The organism is Salegentibacter sp. UBA1130 (genome assembly GCF_002311535.1).
GTDB classification, from domain to species: domain Bacteria; phylum Bacteroidota; class Bacteroidia; order Flavobacteriales; family Flavobacteriaceae; genus Salegentibacter; species Salegentibacter agarivorans.
Genome location: NZ_DCAP01000038.1, coordinates 237,815 through 255,967 on the forward strand (window position 1 = coordinate 237,815; position 18,153 = coordinate 255,967).

Annotated in this window: 10 protein-coding genes; 4 read left to right on the forward strand and 6 right to left on the reverse strand. The window is 38.3% G+C overall.

Annotation, left to right across the window (positions count from 1 at the left end; genetic code table 11):
- Positions 1–37 precede the first annotated feature (37 nt).
- The 5 genes from B4F31_RS16025 to B4F31_RS16045 are packed head-to-tail and all read right to left on the reverse strand — an operon-like array spanning position 38 to position 8,631.
- Entirely contained in the window at positions 38–3,832 is a 3,795-nt protein-coding gene (locus B4F31_RS16025) for a phosphodiester glycosidase family protein (RefSeq protein ID WP_286761742.1), read from the reverse strand.
- A 19-nt stretch (positions 3,833–3,851) separates the two neighbouring features.
- Positions 3,852–4,439 carry a peptidoglycan recognition protein family protein gene (locus B4F31_RS16030; RefSeq protein ID WP_083634130.1) on the reverse strand — a complete coding sequence of 196 codons (588 nt, stop codon included), beginning with the start codon at positions 4,437–4,439 and terminating at the stop codon, positions 3,852–3,854.
- Positions 4,440–4,490: 51 nt separating this feature from the next.
- Positions 4,491–5,426: an N-acetylmuramoyl-L-alanine amidase gene (locus B4F31_RS16035; protein WP_286761743.1), complete on the reverse strand. Its 936-nt coding sequence runs from the start codon at positions 5,424–5,426 to the stop codon at positions 4,491–4,493.
- Between the two features lie 4 nt (positions 5,427–5,430).
- Positions 5,431–7,353: a glucosamine-6-phosphate deaminase gene (nagB, locus tag B4F31_RS16040; RefSeq protein ID WP_075325400.1), complete on the reverse strand. Its 1,923-nt coding sequence runs from the start codon at positions 7,351–7,353 to the stop codon at positions 5,431–5,433.
- Positions 7,354–7,359: 6 nt separating this feature from the next.
- Positions 7,360–8,631 carry an ROK family transcriptional regulator gene (locus B4F31_RS16045; RefSeq protein WP_075325401.1) on the reverse strand — a complete coding sequence of 424 codons (1,272 nt, stop codon included), beginning with the start codon at positions 8,629–8,631 and terminating at the stop codon, positions 7,360–7,362.
- Positions 8,632–8,861: 230 nt separating this feature from the next.
- Between B4F31_RS16045 and B4F31_RS16050 the strand changes: the two genes are divergently transcribed.
- From B4F31_RS16050 to dusB, 4 genes are all read left to right on the forward strand, one after another.
- Positions 8,862–10,019 carry an acyltransferase family protein gene (locus B4F31_RS16050; RefSeq protein WP_075325402.1) on the forward strand — a complete coding sequence of 386 codons (1,158 nt, stop codon included), beginning with the start codon at positions 8,862–8,864 and terminating at the stop codon, positions 10,017–10,019.
- A gap of 16 nt (positions 10,020–10,035) precedes the next feature.
- Positions 10,036–12,984 carry a glycoside hydrolase family 3 N-terminal domain-containing protein gene (locus B4F31_RS16055; protein ID WP_286761744.1) on the forward strand — a complete coding sequence of 983 codons (2,949 nt, stop codon included), beginning with the start codon at positions 10,036–10,038 and terminating at the stop codon, positions 12,982–12,984.
- Between the two features lie 127 nt (positions 12,985–13,111).
- A complete protein-coding gene (locus B4F31_RS16060) occupies positions 13,112–15,517 on the forward strand; it encodes an outer membrane beta-barrel family protein (protein ID WP_286761745.1) in 2,406 nt (801 codons plus the stop codon).
- A gap of 194 nt (positions 15,518–15,711) precedes the next feature.
- Positions 15,712–16,704 (forward strand): tRNA dihydrouridine synthase DusB, encoded by a 993-nt coding sequence (gene dusB, locus B4F31_RS16065; RefSeq protein ID WP_075325405.1) that lies wholly within the window; start codon positions 15,712–15,714, stop codon positions 16,702–16,704.
- A 242-nt stretch (positions 16,705–16,946) separates the two neighbouring features.
- On the opposite strand, the gene B4F31_RS16070 is transcribed toward dusB, so the two are convergent.
- On the reverse strand, positions 16,947–18,152 hold the full coding sequence (locus tag B4F31_RS16070; RefSeq protein ID WP_075325406.1) for an ABC transporter permease: 1,206 nt from the start codon (positions 18,150–18,152) through the stop codon (positions 16,947–16,949).
- Between the last annotated feature and the right edge of the window lies 1 nt (position 18,153).

Genomic DNA, 18,153 nt, shown 5'->3' on the forward strand with positions numbered 1-18,153 from the left:
CACAGGTTTCCGAAACCTGTGAGGTTTTTTTTGCTATTTATTCTCCAAGCTTTTCAAATACGTAATAACCGCCACCTTTATCCCAGCTGCAGAAAATTATAGTATTCCCATTTTTTGAAACTCCTATGCCCCGAGGCTCTGCACCATTAACCTCAGGTAATTCTAAAGTCCACATTTGCTGTTTTTCTTCATTTCTATAGTGAATACTCGAAGGCGAAATTCCGCTGGAACGTACAGCGGCATAAATGGCATTATCTACAACCTGTATTGCACTAGAGCCTGCAGAAATGCTGGTAATATCCTCCTTCTTAGTATAGTCTTTAGCATTTTCGCTACTATAAACCTGGATCTTAGGGCTGCCAGGATCGGGAAAAAAAAGTGTTTTGCCATCCTGAGTCATAGCAAAAGTTCGCGATAAATTTCTATTTTTTAGTTCAAGAGTTCTTAGCAGTTTAAAAGTTTCTCCTTGCTGTTTTAGTACATAGTTTGGATCTTCTCCAAAGAGCGACATCGCGTATATTTCTCCATTTTTAGCTGCGCGTGGTGCTGTAATTGCTCGTGCGCCTTTAGGTGCTTCCCAAACAGCAAGCCCTTTCCCGGTTTTCGAATCAATCTTAATTAATCTGCGGTTAATTCCTACTAAAATATTTCCGTCCACATCTACTCCAATTCCGTTGACAGGATTTAAATTATAGACCTCGCCCTTTATCTCTACTGAAGTTAAGGGTGAAAAATCTGTCTCTTTATCATTTGAATTTTGAATAATCAACCCACGGTTGTAATCAGCCAGCCATAGTTTGCCTTCGTGATCCCATTCGGCGCCATAGCCAGCACCAGATTCAGCTGTTTTTCCTTTGTAGACATATTTCGGAGCGGGTATTTGCGCAAGATCATCTAAGGCTTCATTAGTTTTTATCAAATTTAGAGTGGTAGGAGCAGAGTAGGAAAAATTGCTACCGTCACTTGCCAACACACGATGGTAAAAGCTTACCTGTTCACCAATTTCAGAATCTTCAAGGAGGTCATACCATTGTTTTTCTGTCATTTTCAAACTGGTTTCCCTACCTGTTTTTTTCTGAAGAATTATTTCTGAAAAATCCTTATTAGGTGATAGTTGATAGATATAACTTACAAAATCCCCGTTTTCATCTAAGGCCTGGCTCCATTTTATTTCGTAGAGAGCCTCAATATCGCGTATTGCATAAATGTTCTTCGGGTAATGAGAAGTGATTTTAGCAGGTTCTGGTGCTTTATTTTGAGTCGGTAATAATTGAGCTCTTAAATTTCCTTTTTCGGTATTTATTTGAATATAAATGCCACCAAAATTAAGATAGCTCTTAATTTCTTCAGTAAGTTTTAGTTCAGTAGAAAAGGTACCACTTCCGGGAGAAGATGCTTTGAGCTTCACTTCTTTCAGCAATTCGCCCTTTTCGGTATGTCTTCCTTTATAGATACCTATGGGTTTTTTATCAGAAAATTTTGAAGTTATATTGAAGTAGCTTCCTGAAATTTTAAGCTTATCGTTTTTAATTTTAGCTTCAACCTGAGCTATGCCGGCAATATTTTCTGCATTGGAATTTAAAGAAGATAGGAAAGCTTTAAATTTTTGACTGTCTGGGATATCCCTACGCAACATATAGCCGTTTACACCTATCATTGCAGAAGGTAAAGTCTTTTCTTCAAATAAGCTCATCTCTGCAGCTTTGTCTTTTTTTATATCATAAGTACTATAAACAATAGAATCTTTTGAATTAAAAATATCCATAATCGTTATAGTATTTACGGGTTCTCGGCTCTGGGTTAACCAGGAACGAGGGCCGGAACCGGCAGCGCCCGTATTTAAGAATTCCACTTTTCCTCTTTTCCCCGGGTAATAAGCATGCTGGTGCCCGCTTATATAGGTCTTCACCTTGTATTTTTCAAGAAGATGCTGGAGTTCTTTAGCATTTTCCAGTACATTACCTTTTGAATCTCTTTCCTGGGCTACGCTGTAAAGTGGCATATGGCCTATTACAAATCTATTTGGTGCATTCTTAGCTTCAGGGGTTTGAAATTGTTCTTTCAGCCATTCAAGGTTTTCTTCCGTGATTTTTGAAGAAGAAGCCTCCCAGGAAACAAAAAAGTTGTTTTTGGCTATAAACGAATAGTAGTTTGGGAAATTAGATTCATCTATAAAATGCAGGCCTGTTTTGTCAATATTTTCTTTCCAGAAGTTTTTGGCAAATTTATGTTCTACGGGGTAGCTTCTTGGGCCATCGTGATTGCCCAGTGTAAAAGCAAAAGGAATTTTTTCTTTATGAAGGGGTTCTATAATATGTTTTTTAAAGCCATTCCACATTTTTTGTAGTTGGGCTGTTTCAGAAACTCCCATTCCCGCTACCATATCGCCACCACAAATAACTAAATCTGGTTGCCAAACCTTCGGAATTCTATTTATTATGCTATCAACCTGCCATTCGTAATTAGCAGCACCCAATCCAGAATTTAAATCTGAAATTACAGCGATACGTAAATCTCCGCGTTTGGGTAGTACTGGAGAATCTTTTTTGGCGACTAACCTTATAGCATCTGTAATAAATTTTCCTTCGGCAGCTCCTATAATCTCCAGGGTATCCCTGGGGCCAATTTCAAAATTTCCCAATACATTCCATTTCCCTAAATTATTGAGAGATTTTTGATTAATGCTAAGGGTATCGCTTTTGCCTTCGCTATGTAAAATATAATTTACAAATTCAGAATTTCTTTGAGTGTTTACGCTAAACCAGGCGGCTAACTGGTAATTATTTCGCTTAATATCTTCAAAAGTATAAAAAGCTTTATTTAGATTGTTTGAAGTGGCTACCCGGGAGGCGCTCTCTCCATAATAATTTGAATGGTTTGAGCTGTTCCAAATTCCTGTTTCAGAATAATTCCTGTCTTCGGTATCAAAAATTATTGGTTTTGGGCGTTGCGGCACCTGGGTTTCAGCGATTACTAAAGCTCCCGCATTTTTCCTTAAACTATTCCGATTTCCGCCGGTAATATCTGCAGGAATATTTACTATTTCGTTGGCAGCGATCATTGCCGAAGATCCGCCACCATCTAGATTTACTGCATCTTTAGCACCAACCTCTAACATTAATTGTGCTAATTCGCCTAAACTTACTCCCGCACTGGCTTCCTGCCGCCCGTCTACCACCATAATAATTAGGGTGTTTTTGTCTTTGTAGCCAATGGCACTTCGCGGATGCCGGTCTAAATGGCTTCCTTTAAACCCTTCTTCTTTATCGGTTACATTTATTTTTCCGTTTTTCAATAAAACTGGCCCGCCACCAACTGCCTGGCTTACATCCCAATTTTCTGAAGCTGAATTAATATCTGGAGAAGCAAATTTCATTGGAATATCATTTTCCCCGGAATTCACCCAGGCGATTTCCGGCTCTCCGTTTTTCATTCCAAATGCACCCCTGGAAATTTCACCGCTGGGTCCAGGTGAAATAACCTCCCCATCCTGAATAATAGTACTTACCGAAGAATTTGAAGCAAAATAACCGCCATTTATTGCCAAAACTCCATTTCCTCTGTTATAAGTTTCTTTAGTGGTTTCCCTAATGGTATTGCTGCCAAGAGAACGTAATTTTAGATTTTCGTCACTCAAGTCTACGAGAGCATACATTGCTCTTACGGGATTATTATCGGGTAAAGTTCCATAAGCATCATAAATCTTTATGGATGCCGGTAGGTTAATGTTTAGATCTTTTCTTGGCTGCCAGTTGAGGTTTATTTCCTGGGCTTGCAGGGGTAAAAAAAGTAAAAGACCTAAAATGCTGATGATTAATTTAGGTGCTTTCATAACAATAAATTTTAGGAGGTTATCTTAATTGAGACAATTTTTGATATAGGTTGTTTCCGGGACAACTGGTCTCGGCCTGGTCTTTATGGCCGCTAATTGTGTTATGGGAAATTTCGTATTCGCTGGAAATATAAAAGATAAGTTCTTTTAAACTTTCCCATTGTTGAGGTAGCACTTTTTCTTTATTAAAATCCCCTTCTACTACAATTAGTACGTGCCCTTCAAGGTTGTAGTCAGTATTAGAATCGCCCTGGAATTTTATCTCCCTTCCTTCAGCAATTTTACCATTGGTTGCAATATAAAAATGATAAGGAACATCTGCCCAGGCTTTTTTTATACTACCATCGGCCATTGGGGAATCTTTTTGGGAGAAATTTTGCAATGCCTGCAGTTTCTTTTCTATAGAAAGTTCCGGTTTTTGAGGCATCCCTGTATGGTGAATGGTAATAAATTCCGGTTTATGCGACTTCATTTTCATAACCGGTTTTTGGGCATTCCAATCTTTTCTTTGAATAATAGCTAATTCATTTTCAGAAATTTGCTGTGCAAAAAGTGAAAAGCTACTGAAAAACAAAAGAAGCAAAATAAACTTACCAATATGACTCATAAAATTGCCTTATTTAATTTTTAAATTGTTTTATTTCTGAAAAATAGGTGCCTACAAATACTTCTTATGCAGCTGGTAAAGTACTTTAAGATCGTGCTTACCAAAAGGTTGGTTTAAATCTTCCTGAATAAAATGCAATTTAAAAGCGCTTTTAGCAGCCTCCAGATCTGACGTATTAAAGCCTATAATTTTAAGAGCATTTTCAACATTGAAATCGGCGGGAATTACTTCAGGGAAAACTAATTTATCTATAAAAGGAATTCGGGTATTAAGTCGGCTGTTGAGGTTAATCGCCAATGGATTCGGTTTAAAAAATTCGGCTTCCAGTTTTAGATTTTCTACTTCAGCTTCATCATACCATAACCCAAAACCTTCTTCGGCTAAACGTTTCCAGGGGAAATTAGCATTGGGGTCTACTTTTCTTGAGGGTGCAATATCGGAATGGCCAATAAAATTTTCATCAGGAATACTGTATTTTTCCTTAATTTCCTTAAGCAATTCAATTAAACTATTTATTTGAAGATCGGTAAATTCTTCTTTCCCATTATTATCAATTTCGATCCCCAGGGAAGAAGAATTTAAATCGGTATTATTTCCCCATTTCCCAATTCCACCGTGCCAGGCGCGGTAGTAATCATTTAGCATATGAAAAATTTCACCGTTTTTGGCAATTACATAATGCGAACTTACCTGTGTTCTGGGAAGGGTAAAAGTGGTTAATGTTTGTCCAACAGAATCCTGAGCGGTGTGGTGAATTACCACGTAATTAGGTTTTCTCAGGTTAAAATTAGTAGTTCCCACCCAGTAGTCACCATAATTGAGTGCGGATTCTTTCTGGTTTTCGGGGGTGGGGAACTGCTGTAATTGTTTACCGTAAGCTTTTGCCTGTTTTTTATGTAAACGATTGGTTTTTGCGTAAGGGTTACTTCCGCAGGAAATAATAGCCAAGGCCATTATTAAATAAAAAACAGGAATTAATTTTTTCATTGATCTATTCGAATTTCCATTTTACAAAGGCTTCCATTGCTTCGTAATTCGCTAATCCCAGTTTATCATAACTTTCGGCTGTTTCGCGATTTCTCTCTTCTGCTCGTACCCAGAATTCCCGTTCATCATCGCCAGGGAATACCGGCCTGTCTTTTTGCGACTGGTGTTGGAAAATAGCGTCTCTTTTGCGTTGTACTTCTTTGGGAGAAAGCGGTACGGCCATTTCAATTTCGTGCACTTCAAATTCCTGCCAGGCGCCACGATACATCCATAACCAGCAGTCTTTGGTCCAGGATTCAGTTTTTCTAAGCCTTTTCATAGCTTCCAGGATAATCCTAAAACATACAATATGAGTCCCGTGAGGATCGGCAAAATCGCCGGCGGCAAATATTTGATGAGGTTTTACCTCTTTCAATAATTCCATGGTAAGTTCAACATCCTTATTGGTTACTGGATTTTTTACTTTTTTCCCGGTTTCATAGAAAGGCAGGGCCATAAAATGAATATTTTTATCTTTTAAGCCGGCATAACGGGCACCTGCAATCGCTTCAGATTTTCTAATAAAAGCTTTTACATCTCTTATTTCATCTAAATCTATCTCGTTAGGCTCTTTCTTATCGATAAAGTCACGCATTTTCTCGTAAGTAGCCTCCAGCTTTTCGGTATCTTCCCCGGTACTTTTCTTAAAATCTATGGCAAACTCTACGTAACGTAACACATCGGTATCCCAAACAGCGGTGTTCCCTGAAGTTTGGTAAGCTACGTGAACATCGTGGCCCTGGTCTACCAGCCTAATAAAAGTTCCGCCCATAGAAATCACATCATCATCTGGGTGTGGGGAGAAAATAATAGAACGTTTCTTTGCAGGGCTTTTACGTTCCGGGCGCTGGGTATCATCAGCATTTGGTTTTCCTCCTGGCCAACCGGTTATACTGTGCTGTAACTGGTTAAATACATCTATATTAATATCGTAGGCGGGGCCTTGCTCGGTGGCAAGTTGCGCCATTCCGTTATTATTGTAATCTTCGTCAGTAAGTTTTAGGATTGGTTTTTTTACTTCGGAAGAAAGCCAGATTACCGCTTTTTTAATAAGCGCTTTATTCCAGGAACAGTCTTTTACTAACCACGGCGTATTAAATCTTGTTAACTCTGAAGCCGCATCTTCATCTAAAATAAATTCTACATTATCTGAAAGCTGAAGGTAAGTTGCTGGGACATTTCCAGACATTTCTCCTTCAACCGCTTTTTTAATAATTGGAGCTTTTTTCTTGCTCCAGGCCATTAAAATAATCTCTTTTGCTTTAAAAATAGTACCAATTCCCATAGTAATGGCTTTGGTAGGTACATTTTCTTTTCCGCCAAAATCTCGCGAAGCATCCCTTCGGGTAAGATCGTCTAATGTTACTAAACGCGTTCCTGAATTTGGTGCTGAACCCGGTTCGTTAAAACCAATGTGACCGGTTCTACCAATTCCCAATAATTGAAGGTCTAAACCGCCAACAGCACCTATTTGATTTTCATAGGCGAGACAATAATCGGTAATATCTTCTTTGGCCAGGGTTCCATCTGGAATATGAATATTCTCCCTTTTTATATCTATATGGTTAAAAAGGTTTTCGTCCATAAACTTCACGTAGCTCTGTTTAGCATCAGGCTGCATGGGGTAATATTCGTCCAAGTTAAAAGTAATCACGTTTTTAAAGCTAAGTTTTTCTTCTTTATGCATTCTAATTAGCTCTTCGTAAACTTCTACCGGGGTGGCGCCTGTAGCCAGGCCCAACACGGCATTTTCATGCTTGTCTTGTTTACGTCTAATAAGATCTGCAATTCGTTTAGCTACCTTTTTTGAGGCAATATGTTCATCTTCATAAACTTTTACCGGTAGTTTTTCAAAACGTGTTTCTTCTAAAAGATTTAATCTGGCCATAATTTTTTAACTAATTTGGGATTTCACCAGGCTAACCTGGTCTTTAAAAATATCGTCCATTACTGCTATGGTACCGCCATATAAACTGGAATTTGCACCCAGGGTAGAAAGTTCTATTTTGGTGCGTTCCTTAAGCTGCATCATACAGTAAGTGTTCATTGATTGTTGAATTGGAGTGGTGATAAACTGTTTAGCTTCGGCTATTTTTCCTTCTAAAATCACTAATTCGGGATTAAAGATTTGAATGAGGATTGCGATACCTTTTCCAAGGTTTATTCCTATTTCAGAAAGTACATTTATCGCAAACTGGTCGCCACGGTTTGCGGCATTAATAATAGTTTCTGGCTCCAGTTTTTCTAACTCTTCCTTCTTAAGTTTATTTAATACCGAAGTTTGTCCCGCTTTTAAACCTTCTTTGGTTTTTCTAACAAGGGCAAGTCCCGATGCTTCTGTTTCCAAACAACCGCGTTTCCCGCAGTGGCAAAGCAGCCCATCTTCTGTCATTGGGATATGTCCAAATTCGCCTGCAAAACCCGATTCGCCGCTGTGCATCCTGCCGCCCATAATAATTCCCAGGCCAATACCCCAGTCCATAGAAATTACCAGAACATTACTCTTGTTTTTGGCTGTACCAAATCGAAATTCAGCTAAACAAGCACTTTTTGCATCGTTTAAAATAGCCACCGGCTTTTTAAACTTTTTCTCAAATTTATTTTTAAGTGATTCGGGCTCCTGTTCGCTTAGATAATAGGTGAAGTTTTTGCCCGCTTCAGCCGAAACCAGTCCAGGCATGCTTATACCAACACCCATTACCTGGTCCAGTTTCACTTTAGCTTCTTTTAATAATTTCTGGGTCCACTCAAATAAGAGATCTACAATATTAGAATCTGTAGAAATCTCTGCGGGCCAGGATTGTTCGTGTAGAATGGTATGGTTATTATCAATTACTGCCAACTTAATTCTAAACCGTTCTATATGAATACTCACCACAAAAAACGAATTCTCTACAAGTCCGTAAAGGTCTGGTTTACGGCCACCTTCAGATTTCCCCCTACCTTTTTTTATCACTATGCCTTCCTCAATAAGTTGATTGAGCAGAGACATGGAAGTAGGTAGGCTTACATTAAAGCGCTGGCAAACTTCGGCGTTTGAGGTTTCACCATTCAGAAATAGATGTTTTATAATCTTTAATTTCTGAAGGAATTTCTTTCGCTCTACATTATTAATATTAGATAGTTTCTTTTCATCTATAAAAAAGTCATGTAGATCTGTTGGCATAGTTTGAGTTGTCATATTTTAAAATAAAAGCATTAATAGTTTGTTTTAAGCTTTTAAAAAAATGAATTTATTTTGAATTTAAAAGTATATAAAAAAATTATTTTTAAAAATACTTTTTCGATTTTTTTATAAAAGATTGATTATTTAATCGAAATTTATACTTTTATAGGGTATTATAAACTTGAATTTTTAAATCTAAACCTCAGCTTTTAGGAGTACAATAAAGAAGAATGACTGAAGTCAATAAACTATTTAAGGAAGCAAAAACCGGAAAAAACCAGCGTTATTTAGCTTTAGATGTATTGCGCGGACTTACCGTAGCGCTAATGATACTGGTAAATACGCCAGGGAGCTGGTCACATATTTATGCGCCGTTTAAACACGCTCCCTGGGATGGATTTACCCCAACCGATTGGGTTTTTCCTTCTTTCTTATTTGTAATTGGCAACGCGATGAGCTTTAGCCTACGTAAATATGAAAGCATTTCTGAAAGCGTATTTTTAAGAAAGGTCTTTAAAAGGGCGGCACTTATTTTTCTTATCGGGTTATTTTTAAACGCATTTCCGTTTGTATTTAGACAGGAAGGCGAACTGGTTTTTAAGAATTTGGCGAATATGCGAATTATGGGAGTTTTGCAGCGCATTGCTCTTTGCTATCTTTTTGGCTCGCTAATTCTTCATTATTTAAAACTGAAAAAATCTATCATTTTTGGAAGCCTAATTTTACTTGGCTATTGGGCTGTTATGTGGTTTTTTGGCGATCAGCCTAATCCGCTTTCTTTAGAGCATAATGCTGCGCTGAAGTTTGACCGATTAATATTTAACGATGCCAATCTTTATAAAGGTTATGGCCTCTCGTTTGATCCTGAAGGTTTATTAAGTACGCTTCCCGCAATTGTGAATGTAATTGCTGGCTATGTGGCTGGCGTTTTTATTCAAAGATCAGGAAATAATATTTCTACGGTAATCAAGTTAAGTGTTTACGGAGTCGTGCTATTGATTATAGCGCAAATTTGGGATATTTGGTTTCCTATAAATAAACCTATTTGGAGCAGCTCTTACGTAATTTACAGTACGGGGTGGACGCTTTTAATACTTTCGGCCTTAATTTTGATCATTGAAATTTTCAATTTTAAGAAATGGACGACTTTCTTCGAGGCTTTTGGAAAAAATCCTTTGTTTGTTTTTGTAATGTCTGGCCTGGTAGTAATGCTTATGAATATTATTTATGTTAATGGGCAGGCACTCAAACCCTGGCTTTATGAAAACTTATATCTTAGCTGGCTAAACAATTATAACGCCTCGCTGCTGTTTGCCATTTCTTATATGCTGCTTATGTGGTTGTTGGGTTACTGGTTACATAAAAAACGTATCTATATTAAAGTATAAATTCAATTGCTGAATAATGAGAAATAAAATATCACGCTTATTCATTTTTTTAATGGCCTTTTTCGGGCTTACACTTCAGGCCCAGGAAAAGGTTAAGAAATCTCCGGAATTTCTTCAATATACCAACAGCAAATGGGTTGACTCTATAATGCAAGAGCTTACTCCAAAAGAGCGAATTGCGCAACTTATTATGGTGGCGGCTTATTCTAACCGGGATAATGCTCATAAAGAAGAAATTCTAAAACTGATTAACGAACAAAAAATTGGCGGATTAATATTTTTCCAGGGTGATCCTGAAACTCAATTAAAGTTGATGAACGATTACCAGTTAGCTTCCGAAGTTCCATTATTGGGAGCGATTGACGCCGAATGGGGACTTGGAATGCGACTGGACAATACCATTAGTTATCCTTATCAAATGGCCCTCGGTGCAATTCGTGACGATAGTTTAGTGTACGATTTAGGGCAGGAAGTGGCCCGCCAAATAAAGCGTACGGGGCTTCATCTTAATTTTGCCCCAGTAGTAGATGTAAATAACAATCCGAATAACCCGGTGATTAATTACCGCTCTTTTGGGGAAAATAAAGAAAATGTTTCCGCAAAAGGAATCGCTTATATGCGTGGGATGCAGGATGCGAATCTGCTAACCACAGCTAAACATTTTCCCGGCCACGGAGATACCGATACCGATTCCCATTATGCGCTTCCGCAGATAAATCATCCTTTTGAAAGATTGGATTCCTTAGAAATGTACCCTTTTAAAGAATTGATAGACGCCGGGATTGGCGGCGTAATGGTGGCGCATTTAAATATTCCGGCACTGGATTCTACCGGGGTTCCTTCTACCTTATCAAAATCTATCATCACCGGAATTTTAAAAGATAGTTTAGGTTTTGAAGGTTTAATCGTGACCGATGCGATGAATATGAAAGGCGTAACCAAGGGAAACGAACCCGGGATTGTAGATAAAGACGCTATTTTAGCGGGTAACGATCTCTTAGAGTTTACAGAAGATGTTCCAAAAGCTATTGAGGAAGTAAATAAAGCCATTAAGCAAGGATTAATTTCTCAAAAACAGTTAGATGAACGGGTAAGAAAAATCCTGGCGGTAAAACAATGGGTTGGTTTGAATGAATTTAAAGCGCAAAGTCCTAAAAATATCCTGAAAGAGATCAATACAGCGGAAGCTAACTTTCTTAACAGAAAACTGGTTGAAGCTTCACTCACCGTATTAAAAAACGAAAAAAGTATACTGCCTTTAAGAAAGCTTGATACTTTAAAGATAGCTTCAGTCTCTTTTGGAGCTTCCAAACAAACCGAATTTCAGAAAACGCTGAATTTATATACCGAAGTAAAAAACTTTCAGTTAAAAGCTGATGCAAAAGCTTCGGAAATCGAAAAAATCAAAGAAAAACTTTCAGAATATAACCTTGTAATTGGTGGAATTCACGACGATAGCCGTTTTTCTAGAAACACCATGAAATTTTCGAAACCTGTACAGGATTTCATTGCAGAACTTGCCGCAAAAGAACTTACAATTTTCAGCTATTTTAAAAATCCATATTCCATAAATAAACTGGATAAAATTGAAAATGCAGCCGGTTTAATTTTAACTTATCAGGATACCAAAACCACACAAGACCTCGCAGCCCAACTTATTTTTGGTGGAGTAGGAGCAAACGGAAGACTTCCGGTGAGTATTGGTGAGAAATTCAAGTCGGGAGACGGGATGGATGTTAAAGGAAAAATAAGATTTAAATATACCCTGCCCGAAGATGCAGGGATGAATTCTGAAAAACTTTTTTGCGGTGTAGATTCCTTAATGCAGGAAGCTATTAAAAAAAAAGCGACGCCGGGAGGGCAAATTCTAGTCGCTAAAGATGGGAAAATCGTTTTACACAAAGCTTACGGTTACCACGAATACAGCGATACCATAAAAGTTAAGAAAACCGATTTGTACGATCTGGCTTCGGTAACAAAAATTTCTTCGGCTTTACCGGCTTTAATGAAATTACAGGACGAGGGAAAATTTGATTTAGAGGCCGGGATAGATGACTACTTGCCGTACTTCAAAAACTCGAATAAAGCGGGCGTTCCTTTTCGGCAAATTCTAACGCACCAGGCCAGGTTTAAACCCTGGATTCCTTATTGGAAAAACACCTTGCGCAAAAATGGAAGCTTTAAATGGTATACTTTTAAGAAAGATTCTTCTGCCAGGTTTCCTATTAAAGTGAGTGAAGATCTTTGGCTACATCGTAATTACCAAAAGAAGATGTTTAAAGCCATCAAGAAATCTGAGCTGGAAGACGAGGCAAAATATAAATATTCGGGTTTAACTTTTTACCTGCTTCCTTCTATAGTTGAAGAAATTAGTGGAGAAGATTTCAGAAAATATATCAATGAAAATTTTTACGATAAACTTGGCGCTACAACTCTAGGTTATAATCCGCTGGAACGCTTTGAAAAAAGTAGAATTGTACCTACAGAACACGATTATTTATTCAGAAAAAAAACCATTCATGGGATGGTACACGATGAAGGTGCGATTATGATGGGTGGAGTTTCGGCTAATGCCGGGCTATTTTCTAATGCCAACGACCTGGCAAAACTGATGCAAATGTACCTGAACATGGGCGAATATGCCGGAGAGCGCTATATTGAAGAAGAAACTTTAAAAGAATGGAGTACGGCACAATTTCCAGAAAATGATAATCACCGTGGGGTAGGTTTTGACAAGCCATATTTAGAATACAAGGGAGAAAGTAGCAACACTGCAAAAGATGCCAGCAAAGCCAGTTTTGGACACACCGGATTTACCGGAATTTACGCCTGGGTAGATCCCGAAGAAGATTTACTCTATCTTTTTCTTTCAAACAGGGTTTTGCCTTCACGGGAAAACACAAGGCTTTACCAATTAAATACCAGAACCAATATTCAGCAGGTTTTGTATGATGCGATAGAATAAATCTCCCAGTCTTATTGCTGCCATTGAGAATAATTCTGAATTAGCGAATAGATTCTTTAAAACTTTTACATTTTATTTAAGAAAGTATATATTTGTTTGATTTTTCCTTAAAGACCATTCAATATATATGACCAAAACTTTTTTCCCACTTCCAGTTACCCTACTTTTTTTATTTACAAATTCTCTAATTGCCCAGCACACTATACAGGGTAAATTGGTTACCGAAACCAATGAGCCTATTGCTTTTGCGAATGTTATATTATTAAATGCCGAAGATTCTACATCGGTATATAAGGGAACTATTTCAGAAGATAATGGTGAGTTTTTGTTTGAGGAAATTGCATCAAACGATTATTTGTTAAAAGTAAGTTTTGTAGGCTATGAAGAATATCTTCAGCAAATTTCGGTCAATTCAGATAAAAAAATAAGAAAGATTACCTTAAAAGAGGGCGCTTCAAATTTAGAGGAAGTAACCATTAACGCCCGTAAACCAAAAATTACCCGAAGCATAGACCGCATTACTTTTGATGTTGAAAATTCTACGCTTTCCAGTGGAAGCAGCTGGGATATTTTAAGACAAACCCCGGGGGTGATTATGGCGCAAGGCCAATTACAGGTTAGAAATTCTTCAGTTACGGTTTATATTAATGACAGAAAAGTGCAACTTACTGCAGATGAATTACAAACCCTTTTACAAAGTTACTCGGCAGAAAATATAAAGTCTATTGAAGTGATTACCAATCCGCCGGCACGTTACGAAGCTGAAGGTGGTGCTATTCTAAATATCAATACCACATCTGCCATTTCACCCGGTTATAAGGGAAGTTTAGAAGGTGCTTACACGCAGGGAATTGTTCCAAAATACCAATTTGGAACCAGTCACTATTGGAAAGGCGATAAGCTTAACGTTTTTGCGAATTATACTTTTAGTCCGCGGAAAGAGATAAAACGAGACGATAGTTATATAAATTTTAGTCCAAATGAAGAATTTGGTCAAAGATGGGAAAGCGATTTTGAAAGAGTTACGCGCTCGCAGGCACATAATGCGAATGTGATTTTGGATTATGATTTCGATGAAAAAAATAAACTAAGTTTTTCTTCGAACCTCTTTTTCTCACCCGACAAGACTTTTGATAATTCGGTGCGAACCGATATTACTACACAGGGAAATACGGCTTTTTCAAACTTTATGACCGATAGTGAGGTTGGTACCGATGAACATAACATTGGCTTAGATCTAACTTATACCCATAAACTTGAAAATGGAGGTAGTTTTTCGGCAGCGGCACATTATACCAGGTTTAACCAGGAGCGTGACCAAAAGGTCGCCACTAATTATTTTGATTCAGCCGGTGAGAATGTTCAAAATATCAATTTCAATACTTCCTCGGGACAAAATATAGAGATTTTTACCGGTCAACTGGATTTTAATAGTTCGTTAGGCGAAATGAGTTTCGATGCCGGGGCAAAGGTTTCAAATATAAATTCTAACAGTGGGATCAACTTTTCTAATGCAGAAAGCCTGGACGATTTGTATGATAATCTTTCAGACGATTTTTATTATGACGAAACAGTTTCTGCGGTTTATATTAATACCTCCAGGGATTGGGAAAAATGGAGTGCGCAAGTTGGTTTAAGAGGAGAGTATACCGATCTTTTGGGAGTGTCTTTATCAACAAATCAGCGAAACCGTCAGGAATATTTTGAATTGTTCCCAACGGCATATTTGCAATATCGAGCTTCAGATAATCATAGTTTTACGCTGGATTATAGCCGAAGAATTGAACGCCCACGTTATGAAAGTTTAAACCCGTTTAGATATTTTTTAAATGAAAACGATTTTAACGCCGGAAACCCGAATTTACGTGCGGCAATTAGCAATAATATTAATCTGAATTATACGCTTTTAGGGCAGTATTTTTTCGATGTGTATTATCGTGATAATGGAAGATCACCTGCAAGTTTAGCTTTTCAGGACAATCAGAACTTAACCATTAGAAGGTTGCAGGCCAATTTATTGGAAAGTAAAAGCTACGGACTCGACATTTTGCACGGCAGATCAATTACCGGCTGGTGGTATGCACAATTATATGCTTCCCTTTTTCACGAAGAGAATACATTTTTAGCGGTAGAAAGCAATAATGCAGAAGTTACCAACGAAATTGATGCTGTTTTTGGACAGTTGTATAATTCATTTACGCTGTCAAAAGACGGAACTTTTTCAGGAAATTTAAGCTTTACCTACGTTTCAGATTATATTACCGGTTCTTATAATTTTGACCCGTTTTCAACTTTAAGCCTTGGAGTAAGAAAAACTTTATGGAATAATCGCGCAGAATTAAGCCTGAATATCAACGATATTTTTAATAATACCAATACCAGGTTAACTTCGCAATATCTAAACCAGGATAATTCCTATTTCGCGCAAGAAGAAATGCGCTATGTGCGGGTTGGATTTAAATATAACTTCGGAAACTTTAGACTGGAAGACAACCAACGCAGCATAGACGCCGTTGAAAGGGATAGGTTATAAAAGGCCGGATATCCTTTATTCCGTCAAACTGAACTTGTTTCAGCTCTTAAGCCTATACTACAATTATATCTTGTTAGATCCTGAAATATCCCGAAGCTTCGGAACAGGATGAGGATTTATAGAAGAGCCGACTTAAATTCCCCCTTTGGGGGTTAGGGGGCTTTTTGTACTTTTGCACTCCAAAATAAACCGAAGTGGCTAAAATAGGAAATATAGATGTAGGAGACTTCCCGTTGCTGTTGGCACCGATGGAAGATGTGAGTGACCCGCCATTCCGTGCGCTTTGCAAGGAGCAGGGCGCCGATGTGGTATATACCGAATTTATATCTTCAGAAGGGCTTATTCGCGATGCAGCGAAAAGTACCATGAAACTTGATATTTACGAAAAAGAACGCCCGGTAGGCATCCAAATCTTTGGAGCCAACCTGGAATCTATGCTACAATCGGTAGAAATTGTAGAGAAATCTGGCCCCGATATTATTGATATTAATTTTGGTTGCCCGGTGAAAAAAGTGGTTTCCAAAGGTGCCGGTGCCGGTATTTTAAAAGATATAGATCTTATGGTTTCCCTTACCGAAGCCATGGTAAAACATACCAATTTACCCGTTACAGTAAAAACCCGTTTGGGTTGGGATAACGATTCTATTAAAATCGTTGAAGTTGCAGAAAGACTTCAGGATGTGGGCTGCAAGGCCATTTCTATTCACGGGAGAACTCGTGTTCAAATGTATAAGGGCGAAGCGAATTGGGCACCAATTGCCGAGGTAAAGAATAATTCACGAATGCATATTCCGGTTTTTGGAAACGGCGATGTTGATACGCCCGAGAGAGCGGTAGAGATGCGAGATAAATTCGGACTCGATGGTGCAATGATTGGTCGCGCCAGTATTGGATATCCCTGGTTTTTTAGAGAAGTAAAGCACTTCTTTGAAACCGGAGAACATTTACCGCCTCCAAATATGCTGGAACGCCTGGATGCTGCAAGGCGTCACCTACAAATGGCTATCGACTGGAAAGGGGAGAAGCTGGGTGTTTTTGAAACCCGCCGCCATTATACCAATTATTTCAAAGGAATCCCCCACTTCAAAGAACACCGCATGAAAATGGTAACCAGCGACGATGCTGCAGATGTCTTTGCCGCCTTTGATGAGGTAGAAAGGGATTTTTCAGATTTCCAGTTTGCTTAATCAATTTAAGCCACGAATTCACGAATATTCATTTGAAAAATATGAAAAGCTCCTCCCCTTATTTTCAAGGGGAGGTGGCCGTGGGCCGGAGGGGTTCCATGTTGCAGAATTTTTGTGTTCTTATTTGTTGGTGTACAACCACCCCTTTCTTCAGCTACGCTGAATTCATTCCCCTCCTCAAAAAGTAGGGGAGCTTTTTGGAAAAATATTCGTGAATTCGTGGCAGAAACACTAAGCTTAATCTAAACCGCTTTTAAAGCTTTTCTACTACTACCCGCCGCTATAAATGAAGCGATAAGCCCTAGAATTCCTATGGTAAATATCACGATTAGAATGTTTTCAAAAGTAATGGCTACGGGATAGGGCAGGCTGGGAGTGATCATAACAAGGTCAAATTGTAGTTGTAGGTAAACCAATAAAACTGCAGCTGATAAACCAATGGCCCCACCTATAATCGTCATAAGGATTCCCTGGGTAAAGAAAATTTGCTTGATCTGACTTTCTGAAGCGCCAAGGTTATATAGTGTTTTAATGTTATCCCGTTTATCGAGTATCACCATAATAATAGAACCGGCAACATTGAAAAGTGCGATTATCAAAACCAGCGTAAAAATAAGATATACCGCTAGATTTTCGGTGTTCAGCATTTTATAAAGAGTCTCGTTGAGTTGTGCCCTGTTTTTTACGATAATATCGTCGCCAAAAAGGTTTATTATTTCAGCGGTTACCGCTTCGGTATCTGCATTTGGAGTTGTTTTAATTTCTATGGCAGAAAATGTATTTTCATCTAATTCTAAAAGATTTCGGGCAAAATTAAGATTGGAGAATACATATTTATCGTCCAGTTCTTCGTTTACACTATAAATTCCGCTAACAATCACTTTTTCCTGGTTAAACGCCTGCCCTGGATTTAAACCGGTAATTTGCCCTTTTCCTGGGCGTGGCACCATTACATTTAAAAGATTTTGGTAATTAAAAATACTAAGTCCCAGTTTTCGGGAAATTCTGTTTCCCACAACCACCTGGGCCTCACTATTGGTTAACCAAGAGCCCGAAACCGCACTGTCTATTTGGGTTACCTGCCGGAAATTGTCATCAACTCCTTTTATAAAAGCCGTGTGATTTTTATTTCGGTAATCTAGAAAAATTCGTTCTTCAATGGTTTTACTGAAATTGGCTATTCCTTCAATTTCAGCGAGTTGATTGGCTTTGTTGTCAGGGAACTGAAAGGTTTTTCCGCTTGACGGGAGAATTTTTAAATCGGGGTCAAATTTATTGGAAAACGAAAGGCTAAAATCCTTTAGTCCGGCGAACCCTGAAAGAACGATAAATAATGAAAAAGCCCCTGCAAAAACGCCTATGGCGGCAATAATGGTAATAATATTAATGGCATTATTGCTGCTTTTGCTAAAAAGATAGCGCCTGGCGATGTAGAAGGGGAACTTCAAA

Coding starts and splice junctions, on each gene's coding strand:
- B4F31_RS16025 (WP_286761742.1), bottom strand. CDS start 3,832: ATGAAAGCACCTAAATTAATCATCAGCATTTTAGGTCTTTTACTTTTT.
- B4F31_RS16030 (WP_083634130.1), bottom strand. CDS start 4,439: ATGAGTCATATTGGTAAGTTTATTTTGCTTCTTTTGTTTTTCAGTAGC.
- B4F31_RS16035 (WP_286761743.1), bottom strand. CDS start 5,426: ATGAAAAAATTAATTCCTGTTTTTTATTTAATAATGGCCTTGGCTATT.
- nagB (WP_075325400.1), bottom strand. CDS start 7,353: ATGGCCAGATTAAATCTTTTAGAAGAAACACGTTTTGAAAAACTACCG.
- B4F31_RS16045 (WP_075325401.1), bottom strand. CDS start 8,631: ATGCCAACAGATCTACATGACTTTTTTATAGATGAAAAGAAACTATCT.
- B4F31_RS16050 (WP_075325402.1), top strand. CDS start 8,862: ATGACTGAAGTCAATAAACTATTTAAGGAAGCAAAAACCGGAAAAAAC.
- B4F31_RS16055 (WP_286761744.1), top strand. CDS start 10,036: ATGAGAAATAAAATATCACGCTTATTCATTTTTTTAATGGCCTTTTTC.
- B4F31_RS16060 (WP_286761745.1), top strand. CDS start 13,112: ATGACCAAAACTTTTTTCCCACTTCCAGTTACCCTACTTTTTTTATTT.